Annotated in this window: 21 protein-coding genes; 14 read left to right on the top strand and 7 right to left on the bottom strand. The window is 63.9% G+C overall.

Annotated features, from left to right (window positions below; all coding sequences use genetic code 11):
- Positions 1-366 precede the first annotated feature (366 nt).
- The 6 genes from B552_RS0118085 to B552_RS0118060 all read left to right on the top strand — a co-directional run bounded on the left by B552_RS0118085 (position 367) and on the right by B552_RS0118060 (position 6,500).
- Positions 367-1,773, top strand: a complete 1,407-nt coding sequence (locus B552_RS0118085) for a C4-dicarboxylate transporter DctA (protein ID WP_019450460.1) — start codon at positions 367-369, stop codon at positions 1,771-1,773.
- A gap of 52 nt (positions 1,774-1,825) precedes the next feature.
- The gene (locus B552_RS0118080) at positions 1,826-2,518 is read left to right on the top strand and encodes a GntR family transcriptional regulator (protein WP_019450459.1); all 693 of its coding nucleotides are present in this window, start codon (positions 1,826-1,828) and stop codon (positions 2,516-2,518) included.
- A gap of 106 nt (positions 2,519-2,624) precedes the next feature.
- Positions 2,625-3,209, top strand: a complete 585-nt coding sequence (locus B552_RS0118075; protein WP_237718242.1) for a hypothetical protein — start codon at positions 2,625-2,627, stop codon at positions 3,207-3,209.
- Between the two features lie 76 nt (positions 3,210-3,285).
- Complete coding sequence (locus B552_RS0118070) at positions 3,286-3,978, top strand: PspA/IM30 family protein (protein WP_019450457.1); 693 nt, start codon at positions 3,286-3,288, stop codon at positions 3,976-3,978.
- A gap of 60 nt (positions 3,979-4,038) precedes the next feature.
- Positions 4,039-4,698 (top strand): OB-fold-containig protein, encoded by a 660-nt coding sequence (locus B552_RS0118065; RefSeq protein ID WP_019450456.1) that lies wholly within the window; start codon positions 4,039-4,041, stop codon positions 4,696-4,698.
- A 77-nt stretch (positions 4,699-4,775) separates the two neighbouring features.
- Positions 4,776-6,500, top strand: coding sequence for a flotillin family protein (locus tag B552_RS0118060; protein WP_019450455.1), 1,725 nt, complete (start codon positions 4,776-4,778; stop codon positions 6,498-6,500).
- 263 nt (positions 6,501-6,763) lie between these two features.
- On the opposite strand, the gene B552_RS0118055 is transcribed toward B552_RS0118060, so the two are convergent.
- Together B552_RS0118055 and B552_RS0118050 are read right to left on the bottom strand one after the other, a co-directional pair.
- Positions 6,764-7,675: a LysR family transcriptional regulator gene (locus tag B552_RS0118055; protein WP_019450454.1), complete on the bottom strand. Its 912-nt coding sequence runs from the start codon at positions 7,673-7,675 to the stop codon at positions 6,764-6,766.
- Between the two features lie 115 nt (positions 7,676-7,790).
- Positions 7,791-8,468 carry a hypothetical protein gene (locus B552_RS0118050; RefSeq protein ID WP_019450453.1) on the bottom strand — a complete coding sequence of 226 codons (678 nt, stop codon included), beginning with the start codon at positions 8,466-8,468 and terminating at the stop codon, positions 7,791-7,793.
- Positions 8,469-8,753: 285 nt separating this feature from the next.
- Between B552_RS0118050 and gcl the strand changes: the two genes are divergently transcribed.
- The 6 genes from gcl (at position 8,754) to B552_RS0118020 (ending at position 16,504) form a co-directional block, all read left to right on the top strand.
- Positions 8,754-10,538, top strand: a complete 1,785-nt coding sequence (gene gcl / locus B552_RS0118045) for a glyoxylate carboligase (protein WP_019450452.1) — start codon at positions 8,754-8,756, stop codon at positions 10,536-10,538.
- A 98-nt stretch (positions 10,539-10,636) separates the two neighbouring features.
- Positions 10,637-11,416 (top strand): hydroxypyruvate isomerase, encoded by a 780-nt coding sequence (gene hyi, locus B552_RS0118040; RefSeq protein ID WP_019450451.1) that lies wholly within the window; start codon positions 10,637-10,639, stop codon positions 11,414-11,416.
- A 183-nt stretch (positions 11,417-11,599) separates the two neighbouring features.
- Positions 11,600-12,523: a 2-hydroxy-3-oxopropionate reductase gene (gene glxR, locus B552_RS0118035; protein WP_019450450.1), complete on the top strand. Its 924-nt coding sequence runs from the start codon at positions 11,600-11,602 to the stop codon at positions 12,521-12,523.
- A gap of 76 nt (positions 12,524-12,599) precedes the next feature.
- On the top strand, positions 12,600-13,931 hold the full coding sequence (locus B552_RS0118030) for a glycerate kinase (RefSeq protein WP_019450449.1): 1,332 nt from the start codon (positions 12,600-12,602) through the stop codon (positions 13,929-13,931).
- Between the two features lie 32 nt (positions 13,932-13,963).
- Positions 13,964-15,430, top strand: coding sequence for a pyruvate kinase (gene pyk / locus B552_RS0118025; protein WP_019450448.1), 1,467 nt, complete (start codon positions 13,964-13,966; stop codon positions 15,428-15,430).
- 180 nt (positions 15,431-15,610) lie between these two features.
- The gene (locus tag B552_RS0118020; RefSeq protein ID WP_019450447.1) at positions 15,611-16,504 is read left to right on the top strand and encodes a neutral zinc metallopeptidase; all 894 of its coding nucleotides are present in this window, start codon (positions 15,611-15,613) and stop codon (positions 16,502-16,504) included.
- A gap of 159 nt (positions 16,505-16,663) precedes the next feature.
- On the opposite strand, the gene B552_RS0118015 is transcribed toward B552_RS0118020, so the two are convergent.
- The 4 genes from B552_RS0118015 to B552_RS0118005 form a co-directional block, all read right to left on the bottom strand.
- Complete coding sequence (locus B552_RS0118015; RefSeq protein WP_019450446.1) at positions 16,664-17,008, bottom strand: hypothetical protein; 345 nt, start codon at positions 17,006-17,008, stop codon at positions 16,664-16,666.
- Positions 17,009-17,295: 287 nt separating this feature from the next.
- The gene (gene rnk, locus B552_RS0118010) at positions 17,296-17,727 is read right to left on the bottom strand and encodes a nucleoside diphosphate kinase regulator (RefSeq protein WP_019450445.1); all 432 of its coding nucleotides are present in this window, start codon (positions 17,725-17,727) and stop codon (positions 17,296-17,298) included.
- Between the two features lie 144 nt (positions 17,728-17,871).
- On the bottom strand, positions 17,872-18,009 hold the full coding sequence (locus B552_RS29105) for a hypothetical protein (protein ID WP_193352203.1): 138 nt from the start codon (positions 18,007-18,009) through the stop codon (positions 17,872-17,874).
- Between the two features lie 139 nt (positions 18,010-18,148).
- On the bottom strand, positions 18,149-18,583 hold the full coding sequence (locus B552_RS0118005; protein ID WP_019450444.1) for a Cd(II)/Pb(II)-responsive transcriptional regulator: 435 nt from the start codon (positions 18,581-18,583) through the stop codon (positions 18,149-18,151).
- A 234-nt stretch (positions 18,584-18,817) separates the two neighbouring features.
- Between B552_RS0118005 and B552_RS0118000 the strand changes: the two genes are divergently transcribed.
- Entirely contained in the window at positions 18,818-19,201 is a 384-nt protein-coding gene (locus B552_RS0118000; protein ID WP_019450443.1) for a hypothetical protein, read from the top strand.
- Positions 19,202-19,313: 112 nt separating this feature from the next.
- A complete protein-coding gene (gene htpX / locus B552_RS0117995; protein WP_019450442.1) occupies positions 19,314-20,192 on the top strand; it encodes a protease HtpX in 879 nt (292 codons plus the stop codon).
- A gap of 39 nt (positions 20,193-20,231) precedes the next feature.
- Here htpX and B552_RS27680 read toward each other — a convergent pair whose 3' ends face one another.
- Complete coding sequence (locus B552_RS27680) at positions 20,232-21,257, bottom strand: GlxA family transcriptional regulator (protein ID WP_019450441.1); 1,026 nt, start codon at positions 21,255-21,257, stop codon at positions 20,232-20,234.
- Positions 21,258-21,263 lie beyond the last annotated feature (6 nt).

Genomic DNA, 21,263 nt, shown 5'->3' with positions numbered 1-21,263 from the left:
CATTCTGAAACAGCCTCGGGCTCGGTCCGGGCAAATCCCAAGGCTGAGCTCTATTCTGTGCGATTCATGTTAGCACAGTGAATTCAGAAATTGCATACAAAAATGATATGCACTATATTGGCCTCCATGCACCGACAATCCGCTGCGGACAATCCGGTCCGGACAAGTGGATTGCGTGGATTCCGCCTCAACAGGGGGGCTTTCCATGCGGGATATGGCGCTTGCGCCGATTTCCCGTGGTGACGCCAGGCTCGCCGCCACGTCCGCACTCCCGCGCCATGTGACGGCAGGCATTCCTGAAGCAGATCAGGGTCGGCCAGCGACGCAAAGACGTCTGCCTGGACCGCGCCCGGCACGGAGACAACGATGCAGCATGCCGTACCCACGCAGCGCGCCGCCGGCGCACGCCTGCACACCCGATTCACCCGCTCGCTGTTCGGTCAGGTTCTGATCGCGCTGGTGATCGGCACCCTGCTCGGGCTGGTCTTTCCCGAGTTCGCCGCCAAGCTCAAGCCGCTGGGCGACGGCTTTATCAAGCTGGTCAAGATGCTGATCGGCCCCATCGTGTTCTGCGTCGTCGTGACCGGCATCTGCGGGGCCGGGGAACTGAAGAAGGTAGGCCGCGTCGGTATCAAGGCCGTGATCTATTTCGAGATCGTCACGACGATCGCACTGGCGCTTGGCGTGGTGATGGCCTACGTGTTCCATCCGGGCACCGGCATGAACGTCAATCCGCGCACGCTGGACATCTCGGCCATGGCCGCCTACATCGAGTCGGCCGACAAGGTGAAGAGCACGGGCATGGTCGATTTCCTGCTCAAGCTGATTCCGAACACGATCATGGGCGCGTTCTCCAGCGGCGATGTGCTGCAGGTGCTGCTTGTGTCCGTGCTGTTTGGCTGCGCGTTGTCCGTGGTGGGCGAGCCCGGCCGGCCGCTGGTCAAGCTGATCGAAACGTTTTCCCAGACGATGTTCAAGATGATGGGCTTCATCATCAAGCTGGCGCCGCTGGGCGTGCTGGGTGCGGTGGCGTTCACGGTGGGCAAGTACGGCATCGGATCGCTCAAGCAGCTCGGCTTCCTGGTGCTCCTGTTCTACGGCTCGGTCGCGATCTTCGTGGTTGGCGTGCTGGGCGTGATCATGCGGCTGTGCGGTTTCTCGGTGCTGAAGCTGATCCGCTACCTGCGCGCCGAACTGCTGGTGGTGCTGGGCACCGCATCGTCCGACAGCGTGCTGCCGCAGGTGATGAAGAAGCTCGAGTACATGGGCATCCGCAAATCGGTGGTGGGCCTGGTAATTCCTACCGGCTACTCGTTCAACCTTGACGCTTTCTCGATCTACCTGACGCTGGCCGCCGTGTTTATCGCCCAGGCCACCAACACGCCGCTGGCGCTGGGCGACCTGCTCGGCATCCTGGCCGTGGCGCTGGTGACATCGAAGGGCGCGCACGGCATTCCGGGTTCGGCGATCGTGATCCTGGCTGCGACGCTCTCCGCGCATCCGGCGATTCCCGCCATCGGCCTGGTGCTGGTGCTGTCGGTGGACTGGTTCATCGGCATCGCCCGTGCGGTGGGCAACCTGATTGGCAACTGCGTGGCCACGGTGGTGGTGGCGGCCTGGGAGCGCGATATCGACCGTGAACGGGCCCATGGCGTGCTCAACGGCACGATTCCGGCCGGCGAGCTCGAGGAAGGACTGGCGGCGCCGCACGAGCATCTCTCCGTGCAAGTACCGGTATCGGCGCCGCTGCCCGGCACCGCCTCGGGGCGCTAGAATCACGCACATCCCAGTTACCGCGCAAGTCCGCCAGGCCACGCGCGACACCATGCCCGAGCACATTGATCCCGACATGACCGCCGAGGCGATCGCAGACGACATCGTCTCCGCCATCGTCTCGCACCGGCTCCCGCCCGGCACCAAGCTGCGCGAGGAGGCGCTGGCCAGCGTCTATCGTGTCAGCCGCACCAAGGTACGCGCGGCACTGCTGATGCTGTCCAAGGACAAGGTGATCCAGATCGTGCCGGACAAGGGCGCGTTCGTGGCCAAGCCGAGCGCGGAAGAAGCGCGCGAGGTGTTTGCCGTGCGCCGCATCCTGGAAGCGGCCCTGGCGCGCGAGTTCGTCGCCAGGGCAACGGCGGCGGATTACAAGCGCATCGAAAAGCACCTGTCGGCCGAGCGCAAGTCGCTGGGTGGCAACGACGCCCAGACGCGTACCCGGCTGCTGGGCGACTTCCACATCGTGCTGGCCGAGGTGGCCGGCAACAACGTGCTGACAGAGATCATGCGCGAACTGTCGATGCGCAGCGCCGTGATCACGATGCTGTACCAGAGCCGCCGCGATGCAACATGTTCATCGGACGAGCACCGTGCGTTCATCGAAGCGGCACGCGCTGGCGACGCGGATCTTGCGGTGAATCTGATGGTCGAGCACCTGGCGCATGTCGAGGCCGCTTTGCACTTTGAGGAAGTACCTGCGGCGGCACGCAGCAAGGATCTGGTTGCCGCGTTGCTGGCTTGACGCGCCTTGGCTTGAGGCGCCCTTCCCGCGCGGCATCGTAGAGCCCTCGAAAGCTTTTCTGCCCTGAACACTTCTGCACCTGAGCGTTCGAGCGCCCACACATTGCTTGCGTTTGCAATTTTTTAATTGCAAACGTTTACCACCCGCAAAAAATGCACTAGGCTTCCCAAAACGACATCAAATGGGCGGGCTTGGCGTGCAGACAGTATCCATTCGCTTACCTGAAGACGACCTTGCGTGGTTGAGCAATCTTCAGTTGCCTGGCGCAAGCAGCCCTAGCGACAAGCTCCGGGCGTTGCTGGCCGATGCACGACGTCGCGCCGAGGGCGCTAGCGACTACATCAGTTGTCTGGCTTTGCTCCGCGAGCAGATACGGCCACTGCTTGATGCAACTCAGACGTTGGAATATGCAAACGCCATCCATTCGGAGATTGTGCCGATGCTGGCGATGCAGACCCCCGAATTGATGGCGACCTTGATCGCAGGCGTGCCAACCGGAAGTGATGCAGTGGAAGAAGCGCGAGCATTGGAGGCCCGGCTCGCCAGTCGTGCGATGAGGATGCTCCTGAGCCTGCTGCGCCTGGCCGTCACCAATCGAACCCCTGCGTACGACCAGGCCGCACTGGATCCCTTCGTGCCTGAAATTCTGGAACTGGCGGGCATGATTCGAATGACGCGGGATACGCCTTAGATTCGTAGTTGGCAGCATCCCAGAGGGGGCAACACCTCTCGACGTGACACCGAACCGTTTCTCGAGGAGCCGCACCATGATCAATGCAGGATTGGGCGATCGGATTCGACGCCTGTTGACAGCCAACGTCCACGCTTTGGTAAGCACGCTTGAATCCAAGGCACCACAAGCCGTCCTGGAACAGTATCTACGGGATTTCGATGAGGTGATTGCCCAGGCGCGAGTCGTGCTGGGCCAGCACGAGGCGTCGCGTCACCAGGCGGCGAAGGCAATCGCGCGGCTGAACAACGAAATGGAACGACTGGATGAGCAGGTCGCGCTGGCGCTGGACCAGGGCGACGAGGCTGCAGCGCGTGCCGGTGCCGAACGCCAGATCGATCTTGAAGACCAGCTTGTCACGCTCAACGGCGGCTTGCAGGATGTCGTCGACAAGGCCCAGAGCGCCGAGACCGATCTGCTGGGCCTCCGCGCGAAGCGTGCCGAGATGGAGCAGGCGTTGAAGGAAATGATTGCGGCGCGCGCCGCGGCGCAAAAAAGCGAGCCGTCTTTTGCGGGTACGCCATACGCGCATGGCACGCAGCGGGCAGAGAGGCTGGCAGAGGGCTTCAACCGCACGCTGGCCGATGCTTCCGGGCTGGCAGGACTTGGCGCATCGGATTCAAAGGCCAATGCTTCGCTGCTTAGCCGCCTTGAAACCCTGCACCGTCAGCAGCGTGTCACAGAGCGACTAGCTCGTGTAAAGGATGCGAAGGAGACCGACAGCCACTGAATCTCGCTTCGATACGGCGCCAATGCCCGGCAATATCAATACTAAAAAAGACAACTTCCTATGGATGCGCTATTGCTGCCTGGTAATGCTCCTTTCGTCGTCGCCATCGGCTTGATGGTATTGATCGGACTACTCGAGGGCATCGCTCTCCTGCTTGGCCTCGGCCTTTCCGACGTGGCGGAGAATCTGCTTGTTACCCATTTCGCGATCGACCATGTCGATGGTGCTGCAAGTAGCGCAAGCGCTGTGGGTCAGTTCCTGGGATGGCTGCACGTCGGGCGCGTGCCGTTGCTGGTGCTGCTGGTTCTGTTTCTGATGGGATTCGCAATGATCGGTTTGGCGATGCAGAGCACGCTTGGGGCGATCTCCGGACACTTGCTGCCGGCCCCGCTTGCCGCCGCGCTGGTCGCACCCGCGGCGTTGCCATTTGTTCGCGCGACCGGGGCCCTGGTCGCCGGCATTCTGCCGCATGACGAGACCTCTGCCATCTCCGAGCAAGACTTCATCGGGCGCGTTGCCACGATAACCGGCGCCGAAGCATCGGTGGCCAATCCCTCGGAGGCTCGCATGGTAGATGAGTCCGGCCAGATTCACTATCTTCGTGTCGAGCCTGACGACCCCGAACATCCCCTCGTTCGCGGTGATGCCGTACTTATTGTTGCAAGAGTTTCCGGCAGTCTGTATCGCGCCATCCCCAATCCACGCCCCGACCTCTTATAGAGATTGAATTTTCATTCTCGCTGCGCGATCGCAGTTCGTCTATTGACTGGTCCTACCTACGGAGTTTCAAACCTAATATGGATTCCTTGATCGTTTGGGGTGCAATCGGCCTGGCTGCCATCATCGGCATCTGCATCGTCGGTTTGATCTTCTCGCGTCTGTACACGCGGGCTTCAGCCGAGCGCGCCTTCGTCCGTACTGGACTTGGCGGGCAAAAGGTCATCATGAGCGGTGGCGCGATTGTCCTTCCGGTGTTCCATGAGGTCATTCCGATCAACATGAACACCCTCAAGCTGGAAGTCAGCCGCGCTTCGCATGACAGCCTGATTACCAAGGATCGCATGCGGGTCGACGTAGTCGTTGCGTTCTTTGTCCGTGTAAAGCCGACGGCCGAAGGCGTCTCTACTGCAGCGCAGACACTTGGGCAACGCACCATTGCCCCGGAAAGCCTGCGCTCGCTGGTGGAAGACAAATTTGTCGATGCGCTGCGCTCGACCGCTGCGCAAATGAGCATGCAGGATCTGCAGGACGCCCGCGAGAAATTCGTCCAGGGGGTGCAGAACACCGTCGCGGAGGATCTGACCAAGAATGGGCTCGAACTGGAGAGCGTGTCGCTCACGAACTTCAACCAGACGTCGAAGGAGTTCTTCGATCCCAACAATGCATTTGATGCAGAGGGCCTGACCAAGCTCACGCAGGAAACGGAGCGCCGCCGCAAGGAGCGCAATGAGGTGGAGCAGGACACCGAAGTTGCAGTACGCGAGAAGAATCGCGACGCGTTGGCCAAGAAGCTGGAGATCGAGCAGCAGGAGGCCTTCATGAAGCTCGACCAGGATCAGCAGGTCAAGACGCGCACGGCCGAACAGAATGCTCGCATCACCGCCTACGAAGCCGAACGGCGCCAGGAAGCCGAGCAGAGCCGGATTGGTGCAGAACGGCAAGTGCAGGAGTCCGAGATCCTGCGTGAACAGGCGGTACGTACCCGCAAGGTGGAAGCTGAACGGGAGGTGCGTGTAAAAGAGATCGAGCAGCAGAAAGTGACCCAAATGGCCGCCATCGAACAGGCCAAGGTCACAGAGATCGCGGAGCAGGAAAAGGCGATTGTCATTGCTGAGAAGTCGGAAGCCCAGTCGCAGGCACAGTCACGCGCAAACGAAGCGCTGGCGGAGGCCGTGAAGGCTGAACAGGCCGTGGAAACGGCGCGTAGAACCGCGGAAGCCGACCGGGCCAAGCAGGTCGCCCTGATCGAGGCTGCGCAAGAGGCTGAGACACTCGCGGTGCAGGTCACAACGAAGGCCCGATCTGAGCGCGAAGCCGCTCAGATGCAGGCGACTGCCATCGTCGAACTCGCCGAAGCTGCTCGCAAGAAGGGCCTGGCCGAGGCCGAAGCCCAGCGCGCGCTGAATGACGCCATCAATACGCTATCTTCCGACCAGACAAGCCTGAAGTTCAAGCTGGCATTGCTGCAGGCATTGCCAGCGGTGATCGAACAAACGGTCGAGCCCATCAAGGCTATCGATGGCATCAAGATCATTCAGGTCGACGGTTTGAATCGCGGAGGCGCAGGAGGCGATAGTGGTGTTGCGGCGGGCAATGGCAACAATGGCAACCTGGCCGAGCAAGCGATGTCGGCCGCGCTGTCCTACCGCGCGCATGCACCGCTTATCGACTCGCTTCTTCAGGAAATCGGGCTGTCGGGTGGATCGCTCAATGGACTGGTCCCCGGCGCCACGCCTGCGGCACTTGACGGCGTGACGACGCTGCCGTCTGCCGCAGCACGGAATGACCTGCGGGAAGCGTAGTTGTAGGCACTATGCATGCCGCTGCAAGATTGAAGTTCGGTGTGAATCTGGTGGGATGATGCCTCCGGCTTGATCGCCATCAAGGACGAAGGATGGATGGGAGCGCATCATTCCCCTAGCCATGGAGTTGCGGGGGCGCACTTCATGAGCTCTCCCCGTCCTTCGCAAGAAGGGCTGCCCGCAGACCGCAATGGCTGCGGGCTTTTTCTTTTGTAGATATTGCTTTTCTCCCCTCCCTTCTACCGCACGGCGGGAGAGACATCTCAAACCCTGCTACTCCAATACCCCGGCTTTGCGAATGCCTGCTTCAGGTGTTCGATGAAGAAGCGGATCTTGGCCGGTACTGGCCGCTGCTGCGGGTACACCGCGAGGATGTCGTAGTCGGGCAGCGCGTATTCGTCCAGCACCGTAATCAGCTCTCCGCTTTCCAGCTGCGGCAGGATTTCCCAGGTCGAGCGCCAGCCCAGCCCCAGACTCTCGCCGGTCCAGCGGTGCAGCAGTTCCCCGTCATTGCAGTCGAGGTTGCCGTTGACGCGCACCGTCACGGTCTTGCCGTTCTGCTGGAAGTACCAGCCGCGCTGCTGCCCGCCCTGAAGGTTGAATGCGAGGCAGTTGTGCTTTTCCAGGTCTTCCAGCGTATGTGGCACGCCGTACTTCGCGAAGTAAGCGGGCGTGCCGCACACCACGCGCTTGTTGGTTGCCAGCTTGATTGCCACGAAGTTCGGATCGATCGCACCGCCGATGCGGATGCCGAGGTCGTACCCCTCGCGCACCAGGTCCACCACGCGGTCGGTCAGGTTGAACGAGATCTGTACCTCGGGATTGGCGGCCAGGAACGCCGGCGCATGCGGCGCAACGTGCTTGCGTCCAAACGCGGCCGGTGCCGACACGATCAGGTGGCCGGTGGCCTTGTGCTTGCCTTCGGCGATCAGCATCTCGGCGCGGTCGAGGTCGGCCAGCGCCTTCTTGCACTGCTCCATGAACGCCGCGCCCTGCTCCGTCACCACGATGCGGCGCGTGGAACGGTGCAGCAGCTTGACGCCGATGCGCGCCTCCAGCGCGTTGATGCGGCGGCCGATCATGACCGGCGTGACGTTCTGCGTCAGCGCAGCCGCGGCCATGCTGCCGTGTTCCACCACGGCGATGAATGCTTCGATTTGTTTGAGTTTGTCCATGCCAGCTAAGCCAAATGTCTCCTGCCGGCACATTGTGAGGCATCAGAGCCTTGCTGCGCATCCCCGCGCGGCAATGACGCCCATCCGGCGCCCACCCGGTGCCCTTCAACCCCCCTCAGGTCTGGCGCTGGCGGCCCAGGGCTTCGCTGATCTCCGCGGCCTCGCCAAGCACATGCGCCAGCCGGCGCAGCGGCGAACTGCATTGCAACTGGGCGAACAGCGCCAGCGCGCAACCGGCCACCAGCACCGCGCCGTAGATGGCCACCAGCGCGGGGCCGCTGCCGGGCGCCATCACAGCGAGCCCGTCGGCCAGGATCACGGCGGCGGGACCGATGGCCAGCACCAGTGCCATGGTGCGTGCGCAGCCCTCCCAAAGGCGCGCCTGAAGTGCCACGCGGCGCTGGCGGGCCCGTAGCTGGAGCGCCGGAATCCGCCCCAGACGCAGTAGCAGAGCATTCTCGGCCTCGGATTCCGCGTCCAGCCGATGTGACAGCCAGCGCAGCGGATGTTGCAGCGCAGCACGGCCGCGCAGCAGGCGCGCGAACCACGCGGCGACATAGAGCACGCCACTGACGGCCAGCAACACGTGGAAGGCCTGTGGCAGCCACGTGGGAGGTGTCTGCGCCAGCACACGGTGCCACCACAGCAGCGCCCCGCCGCCGGCCAGCGTGGGAAGCAGCGCCAGGACGAATCCAGTCCACAGCCCCTTGGCAACCCGGCTCTCAGCGTTAGCAGCCGGTGCCGTCTGTAGCGCTTCAATCAGTTCGTAGGTGGTTGGCAGCCGCGAGTACATGGCAAGGCAGAGGGCGATTCGAAACCCGTTATTTTGGACCGAGGACCGCGCCGCCGATAGACCGGAACGCAGTAAATCGCGTCAGACCCCACGCCGTGGGGGAGCCCGGGAGCACCGGTGAATGCGTACTGCCACGGTCACATCGGATCGGTACATGCTGCAACATTACTAACCACAGGTATCGAATCAACTGATCGCGCTTCTGTTTATCCACAGGCGGTGCAGGCATAGCATCGGATCCAGAACAAATCCCACCCATTGTTTTGAATCGTATTGGAGACAGACATGCCGAAGATGAGAGCAGTCGACGCGGCCATCGCCGTTTTGGAAAAGGAAGGCATCACCACCGCGTTCGGCGTACCCGGCGCCGCCATAAACCCGTTCTACTCGGCCATGCGCAAGGCCGGTTCGATCCGCCACCTGCTGGCGCGTCACGTGGAAGGCGCCTCGCACATGGCCGAGGGCTACACCCGTGCCGAGCCGGGCAATATCGGCGTCTGCATCGGCACGTCGGGCCCTGCCGGCACCGACATGATCACGGGCCTGTACTCGGCCTGGGCTGATTCGATCCCCATCCTCTGCATTACCGGCCAGGCCCCGCGCGCCCGCCTGTACAAGGAAGACTTCCAGGCCGTCGATATCGAATCGATCGCCAAGCCGGTGACCAAGTGGGCCGTGACCGTGCGTGAGCCGGCGCTGGTGCCGCAGGTGTTCCAGCAGGCGTTCCACCTGATGCGTTCGGGCCGTCCGGGTCCGGTGCTGATCGACCTGCCGTTCGACGTGCAAGTGGCCGAGATCGAATTCGACATCGAAACGTACGAGCCGCTGCAACCGTACAAGCCGGCCGCCTCGCGCGCGCAGATCGAGAAGGCGATCTCGATGCTGAACCAGGCCGAGCGTCCGCTGATCGTCTGCGGCGGCGGCGTGATCAACGCCGACGCATCGGAGCTGCTGGTCGAGTTCGCCGAACTGGTCAACGTGCCCGTGGTGCCGACGCTGATGGGCTGGGGCGTGCTGGCCGATGACCACCCGCTGCAAGCCGGCATGGTGGGCCTGCAGACCTCGCACCGCTACGGCAACGCCACGCTGCTGGCCTCGGACTTCGTGATGGGCATCGGCAACCGCTGGGCCAACCGCCACACGGGCAGCGTCGACGTCTACACGAAGGGCCGCAAGTTCGTGCACGTCGATATCGAGCCCACGCAAATCGGCCGCGTGTTCGGCCCGGATCTTGGCATCGTCTCCGACGCCAAGGCTGCGCTGGAACTGTTCGTCGAAGTGGCACGCGAAATGAAGATGGCCGGCCGCCTGCCGTGCCGCAAGACCTGGGTGGCCGACGTGCAGAAGCGCCGCCGCACGATGAAGCGCAAGAGCGACTTCGACAACGTGCCGGTCAAGCCGCAGCGCGTGTATCGCGAAATGAACCAGTACTTCCCGCGCGACGTGCGCTACGTGACGACGATCGGCCTGTCGCAGATCGCCGCCGCGCAGTTCCTGTCGGTCAACCAGCCGCGCCACTGGATCAACTGCGGCCAGGCAGGCCCGCTGGGCTGGACGATTCCGGCCGCCATTGGCGTGAAGACCGCCTCGCCGAACTCGGACATCGTGGCCATCTCGGGTGACTACGACTTCCAGTTCATGATCGAGGAACTGGCCGTGGCCGCGCAGTTCAAGGTGCCGTACATCCACGTGGTGGTCAACAACTCGTACCTGGGCCTGATCCGCCAGGCGCAGCGCAACTTCGAGATGGACTACTGCGTGCAGCTTGCGTTCGACAACATCAACGCGCCCGAGCTGGAAGGCTATGGCGTGGACCACGTGAAGGTTGTCGAAGGCCTCGGCTGCAAGGCGATCCGTGTGTTCAAGCCCGAGGACATCGCCCCGGCCTTTGCCGAAGCGCGCGACCTGATGGCCGAGTTCTCGGTGCCGGTGGTGGTCGAAGTGATCCTCGAACGCGTCACCAACATCGCGATGGGCACCGAGATCGACAACATCAACGAATTCGAGCCGATTGAGGACATCGAAGACGTCGATACGGCGATCCTGGCCGAAGAAACCAGCGCCGCCTAAGCAACGATCAAGCACCGTTTCCCCGTAGTACGCCACCCTGCCCCGCTCCACCGGGGCGGGCGTGGCGGGTTTTTCCCAGACACCGAGAGAGACAAACAATGCCAAAGCTCGCAGCCAACCTGACGATGCTGTTTAACGAAGTCGGCTTCCTGGACCGCTTCGAGGCCGCCGCCCGCGCCGGATTCCGTGGCGTGGAGTTCCTGTTCCCGTACGCGTTCCATGCCGACCAGATTGCCGATCGCCTGAACCGCTTCCAGCTCGACCTGGTGCTGCACAACCTGCCTGCCGGCAAGTGGGAAGCGGGCGAGCGCGGCATCGCGTGCCATCCGGACCGCGTTGGCGAATTCCAGGACGGCGTGGGCGAAGCGATCAAGTACGCGAAGGTGCTTGGCGTGCGCCAGCTCAACTGCCTGGTTGGCATCCTGCCGCAGAACGTAAAGCGCGAGCAGGCCAACGAGACGCTGGTGGAGAACCTGCGCTTCGCGGCCAATGCACTGGCGCAGGAACATATCGATCTGCTGGTCGAGCCGATCAACACGTTCGACATCCCTGGCTTCTTCCTGTCGCGCACGCAGCAGGCCATCGACCTGATCGGTCAGGTCAACGCGCCCAACCTCTACGTGCAGTACGACATCTATCACATGCAGCGCATGGAAGGCGAGATCGCCAATACGATCCGCGCCAACCTGCCGAAGATCAAGCACGTGCAGCTTGCCGACAACCCCGGCCGCAACGAGCCCGGCACCGGCGAGATCAACTACCAGTACCTGTTTGGCTTCCTCGACGAGATCGGCTACCAGGGCTGGATCGGCTGCGAGTACAAGCCGAAGACGACTACCGAAGCCGGCCTGGGCTGGCGCGCGGCGCACGGCGTCTGAGGCACGGCTTGTTTTGGCTCCCTCTCCCGCAAGGCGGGAGAGGGCGGGGGGAGAGGGCAACGAGGCTCTACGAAGTGACCTCGGTGTTCCAAGCGCTGCGCCCTCTCCCCCAACCCCTCTCCCGCGCTGCGGGAGAGGGGAGCAGAACCCACAGAATTTTTCTACCTTACTGGAGACATCAACATGGCAAACCAACGCAACGTCGGCTTCATCGGCCTGGGCATCATGGGCGCCCCGATGGCGGGACACCTGCGCGCGGCCGGACACACGCTGTTCGTGCATGACGTGAACCCTGCGCCGCAGTTTCTCGTCGATGCCGGCGTGACGGTCTGCACCAGCGCCGAGGAAGTGGCCAAGCGTGCCGACATCGTGATCGTGATGGTGCCGGACACCCCGCACGTGGAAGCCGTGCTGTTCGCCGAGAAGGGTGTTGCCGCCGCGTTCAAGGCCGCTGGCAAGGACGCCTCCTACGGCAAGATCGTCGTGGACATGAGCTCGATCTCGCCGATCGCCACCAAGGACTTCGCCGCGCGCATCAACAAGCTGGGCGCCTCGTACCTGGACGCGCCGGTGTCGGGCGGTGAGGTGGGCGCCAAGGCAGCATCGCTGACGATCATGGTCGGCGGCCCCTCGGAGGCGTTCGATCAAGTCAAGCCGCTGTTCGAACTGATGGGCAAGAACATCACGCTGGTGGGCGGCAACGGCGACGGCCAGACCACCAAGGTGGCCAACCAGATCATCGTGGCACTGAACATCCAGGCCGTGTCCGAAGCGCTGCTGTTCGCGTCGAAGGCTGGCGCCGATCCGGCAAAGGTGCGTCAGGCGCTGATGGGCGGCTTCGCTGCATCGCGCATTCTGGAAGTGCATGGCGAACGCATGGTCAAGCGCACCTTCGATCCGGGCTTCCGCATCGAACTGCACCAGAAGGACCTGAACCTGGCACTGCAGGGCGCGAAGGCGCTGGGCGTGTCGCTGCCGAACACGTCGACCGCGCAGGAACTGTTCAACGCGTGCGCGGCCAACGGCTTCGGCAAGCTTGACCACTCGGCACTGTGCCGCGCGATCGAGATCATGTCGAACCACGAGATCGCCAAGGGCACGAAGTAAGCCCGCCCGCAGCCGCCCGCGCCGCTTTTCGGGGCGGCTGCATTTGCTTTCGCTTGCGTTTTATTTCAGGACTCACATGTTTGCCACCGACGCCACCGCCGCCCTGCTGTCGCCGCAGCGACAGGCCGGCACGCCCGACTATCGCAACCCCGTTCAGGCCCGTGCACTGCTGCGCGACCTGTTCGATACGGCCGTCTCGGCCGTGAGCGCGACGCACTGCCTGCCGCCGCATCTGCCGTCGCCGCCGAAAGGGCGCACCGTCGTCATCGGCGCGGGCAAGGCCGCTGCCGCGATGGCGCAGGCAGTGGAGTTGCACTGGCAGGGCGAGCTGTCCGGTCTGGTGGTCACGCGTTATGGCCACGGTGCCGAGTGCCATCGCATCGAAGTTGTCGAAGCCGCGCACCCCGTGCCGGACGCAGCAGGCCAGCAGGCCGCGCAACGCATGGTAGAACTCGTGCAGGGCCTGACCGCCGACGACCTCGTGCTGTGCCTGATCTCCGGTGGCGGATCTGCGCTGCTTGCCGCACCGGCACCCGGCATCACGCTGGCCGACAAGCAGGCCGTGAACAAGGCGCTGCTGCGCAGTGGCGCGAACATCGGCGAGATGAACTGCGTGCGCAAGCACCTTTCCGCGCTCAAGGGTGGACGCCTGGCCCTGGCTTGCGCCCCGGCGCGCGTGGAAACGCTGCTGATTTCCGATATTCCCGGCGATGATCCGACGCTGATCGCAAGTGGTCCGACATTGCCCGACGAGACCACCTGCGCCGACGCGCTCGCGGTCATCGCCAAGTACAACATCGATGTGCCCGCCAACGTGCGCGCGCATCTGGAGAGCGGCGCGGGCGAAACGCCCAAGCCCGGCGATGCGCGCTTCGAAGGCCATCGCAGCGTGACGCTGGCCAGCGCGCAGCAATCGCTCGAAGCTGCCGCCGCGCGTGCACGCGAACTCGGTCTCACCGCGCACATCCTGTCCGACAGCATCGAAGGCGAAGCGCGCGACGTGGCCGAAGTCCACGCTGCCATCGCGCGCCAGATCGTCGCCCATGGCCAGCCATTCCAGAAGCCTTGCGTGATCCTGTCCGGCGGCGAGACGACCGTCACTGTGCGCGGCAACGGTCGTGGCGGCCGCAATGCGGAGTTCCTGCTTTCGCTCGCGGTGTCGCTCGACGGCCTGCCCGGCGTGCATGCGATTGCGTGCGACACGGACGGCATCGACGGTTCCGAGGACAACGCCGGTGCGCTGCTGGACCCCGACACGCTGACGCGCGCCGCGGCACGCGGGCTGTCCGCACGCGCGCACCTGGAGAACAACGACGGGTACGGCTTCTTCGCCGGCATCGACGACCTGATCGTCACCGGCCCGACCCGCACCAACGTGAACGATTTCCGCGCGATCCTGATCATCTGAAACGCGCCCTGCAAGGAAGAGAGGAGACAATCATGAGACGCCAGCGCAAAGCCAAGATCGTGGCCACACTCGGCCCGGCCAGCACGGACATCGCGGTCATCCGCCAGTTGTTCGAAGCCGGTGCCGACGTATTCCGGCTGAACTTCAGCCACGGCACGCACGAAGACCATCGCGCGCGCTATGACGCCGTGCGTCAGGTCGAAGAGGAAACCGGCCGCCCGATCGCGATCCTGGCCGACCTGCAAGGCCCGAAGCTGCGCATCGGCACGTTCGCGGCCGGCAAGGTGGCGGTCAGCACCGGTGACAAGTTCGTGCTCGACAGCGACCCGACTCCCGGCGATGCAACGCGCGTCTACCTGCCCCACCCCGAGCTGTTCAAGGCCGCCAACGCAGGCCAGTCGCTGCTGATCGACGATGGCAAGGTGCGCCTGAACATCGAGGCCGTGTCCAGCGGCAGCATCATCACGCGCGTGGCCAACAACGGCACGCTGTCCGACCGCAAGGGCGTGAACGTGCCCGATGCGGTGATCCCTATCCCCGCGCTGACGGAGAAGGACCGCCGCGACCTGGCCTTCGCACTCGAACTTGGCGCCGACTGGATCGCGTTGTCGTTCGTGCAGCGCCCGTCCGACATCCTTGAGGCGCGCGAAATCATCGGCACGCGTGCCGGCGTGCTGTCGAAGATCGAGAAGCCGGCCGCGCTGCAGCAGCTCGAAGAGATCGTGCGGGTATCGGATGCGGTGATGGTGGCGCGCGGCGATCTCGGCGTGGAACTGCCGCCCGAGCGCGTGCCCGGCGTGCAGAAACGCATCCTGCGCATCTGCCGCGAGCTTGGCCGCCCGATCGTGATTGCCACGCAGATGCTGGAGTCGATGATCGACTCTCCGGTGCCGACGCGCGCCGAGGCCTCGGACGTGGCCAGCGCCATCTACGACGGTGCCGATGCAGTGATGCTGTCCGCCGAATCTGCAAACGGCCGCCATCCGGTGCCGGCCGTGTCGATCATGGATCGCATCATCACCGAGGTGGAACGCGACCCGCTCTATCGCAACATGATCGACGCCCAGCACGAGGCGCCGCTCTCCACGCGCCAGGACGCCATCTGCGCCGCGCTGCGCGAGGTCACGCACATCATCGGCGCCAAGGCTACTGTGACGTACACGTCGTCGGGCGCCACCGCGCTGCGCGCGGCACGCGAGCGTCCGTGCGCACCGATCGTCAGCATCACGCCGAACCTCGACATCGCGCGTCGCCTGGCCATCACCTGGGGCGTGCATTCGACGGTGAGCCCCGATGTGCAGAGCGTCGACGAGATGGTGGAGGCGGCCGCACGTGCCGCACTGGTGGAAGGCTACGCCGCACCGGGCGACCAGATCACGATCGCGGCCGGCATGCCGTTTGGCCAGGGTGGCACGACCAACCTGCTGCGCGTTGCTGAAGTGGGTACGGAGGTAGCCGGGCTCGACATCGGCAAGGTGCCGGTTTCCGAGGCAGTTTGAGGCACTGAGCCCTCTCCCCCAGCCCCTCTCCCGCCACGCGGGAGAGGGGAGAACACCGTGGGCATTTCAAGACCTGTCGGTTTGCTCCCCACCGTCCGACAAGAATCGCACCGTCCCACTGGGCGTCAGATGCCGTTGCTATACTCCATCGGCATATCAGAACCCCCGACGGAGCCCCCAATGCGTCTCGATGACGAAGCCGAAAGCCAGAACGTAGAAGATCGCCGCGGCGATGGCTACGGGGGTGGCGGCGGATTCGGTCTGCCCATTGGCGGCAAATCGATCGGCATCGGCACGATCGTCATCGCACTGGCCGCGTCCTATTTCTTCGGCATCGACCCGTCGGTGATATTCCAGGGCGCGTCCGTGGTCCAGAACCACCAGCAGCAGGCGCCGCAGCCCCAGGCACATCGCCCGCCCGCAAATGACCAGTTGACGGTATTCACGCGCAAGGTGCTTGGCAATACCGAGCGCACGTGGGAACACATCTTCGAGACGGACCTGAACCGGCGCTACAACCCGCCGAAGCTGGTGCTGTTCTCCGGCGCCACGCAGACTGCCTGCGGCACTGGCCAGACCGCGATGGGCCCGTTCTATTGCCCCGGTGACCAGAAGGTCTATATCGACCTGTCGTTCTACGACGAACTGCGTCAGCGTTTTGGCGCCGGTGGCGATTTCGCGCAGGCGTATGTGATCGCGCACGAGATCGGGCATCACGTGCAGAACCTGCTCGGCGTATCGGGGAAGGTCGATGCTGCGCGCCGCCGCATGAATGAAGCCCAGGCCAACCAGCTTTCCGTGCGCATGGAACTGCAGGCGGACTGCCTGGCGGGTGTCTGGGCTGCCAATGCGCAGCGCCTCAATCAGCAATTGCTGGAGCCAGGCGATATCGAGCAGGGCCTGAAGGCCGCCGCCGCGATCGGCGACGACCGCCTGCAACGCCAGGCGCAGGGCTACGTGGTGCCCGAGGCCTTTACGCACGGTACGAGTGAACAACGCGTGCGTTGGCTGCGTCAGGGACTGACGACAGGCGACGTCCGCAAATGCGACACATTTGCCGCGCGGCAACCTTGATAAGTCAGGGAAAGACAGCAGGCGGGGGAAAAATCACCTGCGCGACGGAGAGAGAAGGAGGAGGTCGGTCGCGCAGGTGGGAGAGAAACCTATGAGCAGGCGGCCACGCGAAGTGGCCGCCGCGATCCATCAGGACCGGATGCTCCGATACTTCAGACTTCAGACGCGATAGCCGTACAGGTCGCCGTTGCGGGAGTTGTCGAGCGACGAAGCGGAGATCTCGCCGCTGAACGTGCGCGCGCCTTCGCTGTAGCTATCAAACTTGCCCTGGCGCATGCCTTCGCTATAGCTGTCGAACTTGCCACGCTGCCCGTCGGAATAGAAGTCGTACCTGCCGATCTTCGACCCTTCCGAGTACGTGTCGAACTTTCCGGTACGCGCAGCATCCGCGTACACGTCAAACTTGCCGAGCTTCTTGGATGTGGCTGGTGCGGCCATGGCGGCCGAGGCGGCGGCAAATGCGGCGAGAACAAGCGCGCCGCCAAGGATACGTTTGGCGATCATCTGGGACTCCTTCAACTGATTCACAACTTTTTATGGACGCAGCTGACTTCTGCCCGTATGCACCATCTGTGTGGTGATCGAGCACGGACTGAAGGTTAGTGGCTGGTACTTCTACGAGAAATACCGCTGCGACGAATGGTGCGTTGCACGCCGTGAAACGCTGGAGTTGTGGATGAACGGAAGGTGTTGCCCACCGGGCGGTGAGCCCCGTTCGGTACTGCGGGGCAGAATCGGTCACTCACCCGGCATGGATGCCAAGCCGGATGAGTCACGATCGGGTTGCGTCATCAAAGCGTGTACTGGCCGCTGGCTTCGGGCTGGAATGCGATTTCCATGATGGTGACGCGCTGCGCGCGGCCGTCCGGCAGGCGGTAATCGACGGATTGGCCGGCACGGGCACCCAGCAGCGCCTGGCCGATTGGCGACAGCACCGATAACCGGCCGCCCGCCAGGTCGGCATTGTCGGGATACACCAGGGTCCAGTCGCGCGGCTGGGCCTCGCCCTCGAGCACACACACCACGCGCGAATTCATCGTAACGACATCCCGCGGAATGGCATCGGGCGAGACGATAACTGCGCGAGCCAGCAGTGCATCGAGCATCTCGTCGAGCTCGGCCGTACCGGAGCGGCTGGCAATGCCCTCCAGGCGAGTGATGTCGAGTTCGGTCAGGTAAAGGGTTGCAGCGCGTGATTGCGCGGCTGTTTTGGTCTTGGCCATGGCAATGCCTCTCGCAAAAGCAGATTCGATTGGCCGGCGCGGCGTTTTCGCGCGCCGGAGGGACACAGCAAGGGAAATGCGTAAGTACGTGGTGGCTCGGGCCCGGTTCGGCGCCGGACCCCTACGACTCAGGATGGGGATCTGTCAGGCCGGGAACCGGGCGGGATCAAGCGGGGCGTTGATCCGGCGGCTGGCGTGGATGGCCGGCGCCATCACGCGTGCGCGCGCCGGTCGCGCGAGGCGAACCATGGCAAGGGCGGCGAACGGTAGATGACGGGACATCGCAGGAATGCTCTGAGTTACTGGTAAGGCGTCAAAGTGACGAGCGGCCATCGTAGCACAGCCGCCTTGCAGCCGGCTGGCGAAGGTCGCGAAGGCGGGATGGCCGGGATGGCCGGGATGGCGAAAGCCGGATGGGCTGTCAGTGGCGCGGATGGCACTCGCAAGCGGCGCCTTCCGCTGCCTGCTGCAGGTTCTGGAGAATGCCGCACTCGCTGGCCGGGTGCGAATTCGGGTTCTCGCACGAATGGCGCAATGTGCGCAGTTGCCCTTCCAACGCTTCAAGCGCGACGCGCTGCGCATGGATCTGCTCGATCTGGCGGTCCAGCAGCGTGTTGATATCGTCACACGCAAGCGACGGGTTACGCTGGAAATCGCGCAACCGGCGCACATCCGCCAGGCTCATGCCCAGCGAACGGCAGTGACGCACAAAGTTGAGCTGGACCAGATGGCCGTCGCCATAGCGGCGATAGCCGTTGTCCTCGCGCTGCGGGGCGTCTAGCAGCCCCTCGCGTTCGTAGTACCGAATAGTTTCGACGTCGCAACCACTGTGCCGGGACAGTTCACCAATGCGCATGGCCGGTTCCTCCACAATTGCACAATCCCTGTAGTCATTACAGGGTTACCGACGAAGTGTAGCGCAATCGCGATCATTTTGCGGGCTCGCGCGCCGAGCCTTGAGAATCCTCGGAAAGTGCGCCGGCCGCACCATGGATGGACCGCGCGGATGTTTTCGATCCTGTAGAATCGACGCCATTCTTTTAGTGCCCCGCGCCACCCGCCACTCGTGCAACCGTTCCGGTTACTGCTGATGATCGTGCTGCTTGCCTTCCTGCCGTTGCAGGCCTGGGCAGGCATTGGTGCGTCTTCTGCATCGGGGATTGCGCTGACACAGTCGCAACAGACTTCGCAACAGACTTCGCAACAGACAGGGAATGCCACGCATGCCCTGCAGGCGACGATGCAGGTGGTGGCCGATCAGGTCGACCACGGCGCGCCGGCATCTCAAGATCCCTCCTACCCTGCCGATAGCGCGGAATCGTCGCCCCCGGGCGCGGATTTCGCCGAGCAACTGCTGCCCGCGCCGCTTCCGCGCATGGTGACAGCGGCCGGCCGCGGCGCGGTGCCGCAATACGTCCGCACCGTGCTGCCGGACCCCGACCTGCCTCTGCTGCCGCGCCCTCCGCGCGGCTGATCCTCTTTCGCGCGGAGGTTGCTTCGCGCGCATCCTTTTCACGTGGCACGTTCTAGCCGTGCCCCGCGCTTGCGGCTTCGTCCGCGTTCTTCCTGAGTCTCGCCCCACATCCATGAAACGAATTTTTCTGTTCCTGGCGACCAACATCGCCGTCATGCTTGTCCTCAGTATCACGGCCAGCCTGCTGGGCGTGAACCGCTTCCTGACCGCGAACGGTCTCAACCTTGGCATGCTGCTGGCGTTTTCCGCGCTGATGGGCTTTGGCGGTTCGTTCATCTCGCTGTTGATGTCGAAGACCATCGCCAAGTGGTCGACCGGTGCGCAGGTCATCACCCATCCGAGCAACAGCACCGAACTCTGGCTGGTACAGACGGTAGAGAAGCTGGCCATGCGGGCCGGCCTGCCGATGCCCGAAGTGGCGATCTATGAAGGCGAGCCAAATGCATTTGCCACGGGCGCGTCAAAGAAAAGCTCGCTCGTGGCCGTATCCACGGGCCTGCTGCAGTCGATGTCGCACGATGAAGTCGAGGCAGTGCTTGCGCACGAAGTGGCGCACATCGCCAATGGCGACATGGTCACGCTGACGCTGATCCAGGGCGTGGTGAACACGTTCGTGATCTTCCTGGCACGCGTGGTCGGTTATTTTGTCGACTCGTGGCTGCGCCGCAATGACGAGGAGTCGAGCGGCCCCGGCATCGGCTACATGATCACCGTAGTGGTCTGCGAGATTGTCTTCGGCATCCTGGCCAGCGTCATCGTCGCCACATTCTCGCGGCATCGCGAGTATCGTGCCGATGCCGGCGCCGCCAAACTGCTGGGCACCCCGAGCCCGATGGTGGCCGCGCTGCGCCGTCTTGGCGGCCTGGACGCCGACGGCCTGCCGCAGAACATGCAGGCGATGGGTATCTCGGGCGGCAAGTCGTGGATGGCGCTGTTCGCCAGCCACCCGCCGATCGAGTCGCGTATCGCTGCCCTGCAGGGCGCCCGCTAAGCAGCGCTCAGGGGCGGTACCAGCAGCACGCGCTGGCGGTCAGGCTGCCGCCAGCGCCGCCTCCCTGCCCTCCACGCGGAACGCCGCCCGATACCTTTCGGGCGTCGTCTGCAAATGACGCTGAAACGCCTGTCGCATGACGTCGGCGTTACCAAACCCGGTGGCGTGCGCAATGGTTTCCAGCCGGCGATCGCCACCCTCCAGCAATCGCCGCACCGCTTCCACACGAAGCCGCTCGACGTAGCGCGCCGGCGTTTCTCCCACCTGCCTGGCAAATACCCGCGCAAAGTTGCGCGGACTCATCGCCGCCTTTTCGGCCAGCACACCCACGGAAAGGTCACGGCCGAGGTTATCGGCAATCCACGTCTGCAGTGCCTGCAGTTCCGGACTTTGCGCGGCCTGCGCCCGCAGCACTGTGGAAAACTGTGCCTGGTTACCGGGCCGCCGCAGGAACAGCACCAGCTCACGCGCCACTTCCAGCGACACGGCATGACCGAGGTCTTCCTCGACCAATGCGAGCGAGAGATCCATGCCTGCCGTCACGCCTGCCGATGTGTAGAAGCGCCCTGCGCGAATCCAGATTGGATCGGCATCGACGTCAAGCTGCGGATGGCGGTCAGCCAACCGTGTGGCATGACGCCAATGTGTTGTCACGCGCTGCGCATCGAGCAGCCCTGTGCTTGCCAGCACAAACGCGCCGGTACAGACCGCTCCCATCCGGCGTACCTGCCCCGCTTGCGCGCGCAGCCAGCCGATCAGGCGTTCGTCCTCTGCCGCGCGCGCATGGCCAGATCCGCCAGAGATCAGCAGTGTGTCGATGGGCCTGCCGACCTGTTCGCGTATCCGGTGATAGGGTGCGTCGGCCAGCATGCGTACGCCGCTCTCGGTTCGCACGATCGCATCGTCGCTGACGCTGACCACGTGCAGTTCGTAGGGCGGCTGTTGGCGGCCGCACAGCTTGTTGGCGGCGCCGAACACCGCGGTTGGCCCGGTAACGTCGAGTTCCTGCGCAGGATCTGGCGCGACGATCACCACGACGCGCGGTAGTTCGGGGGCGATTGGCATGGTTGG

This window comes from Cupriavidus sp. BIS7 (assembly GCF_000292345.1).
Lineage (GTDB): Bacteria > Pseudomonadota > Gammaproteobacteria > Burkholderiales > Burkholderiaceae > Cupriavidus.
The sequence above is the reverse complement of the archived record's forward strand: the minus strand, read 5'-3'. Positions and strand labels throughout refer to the sequence as shown.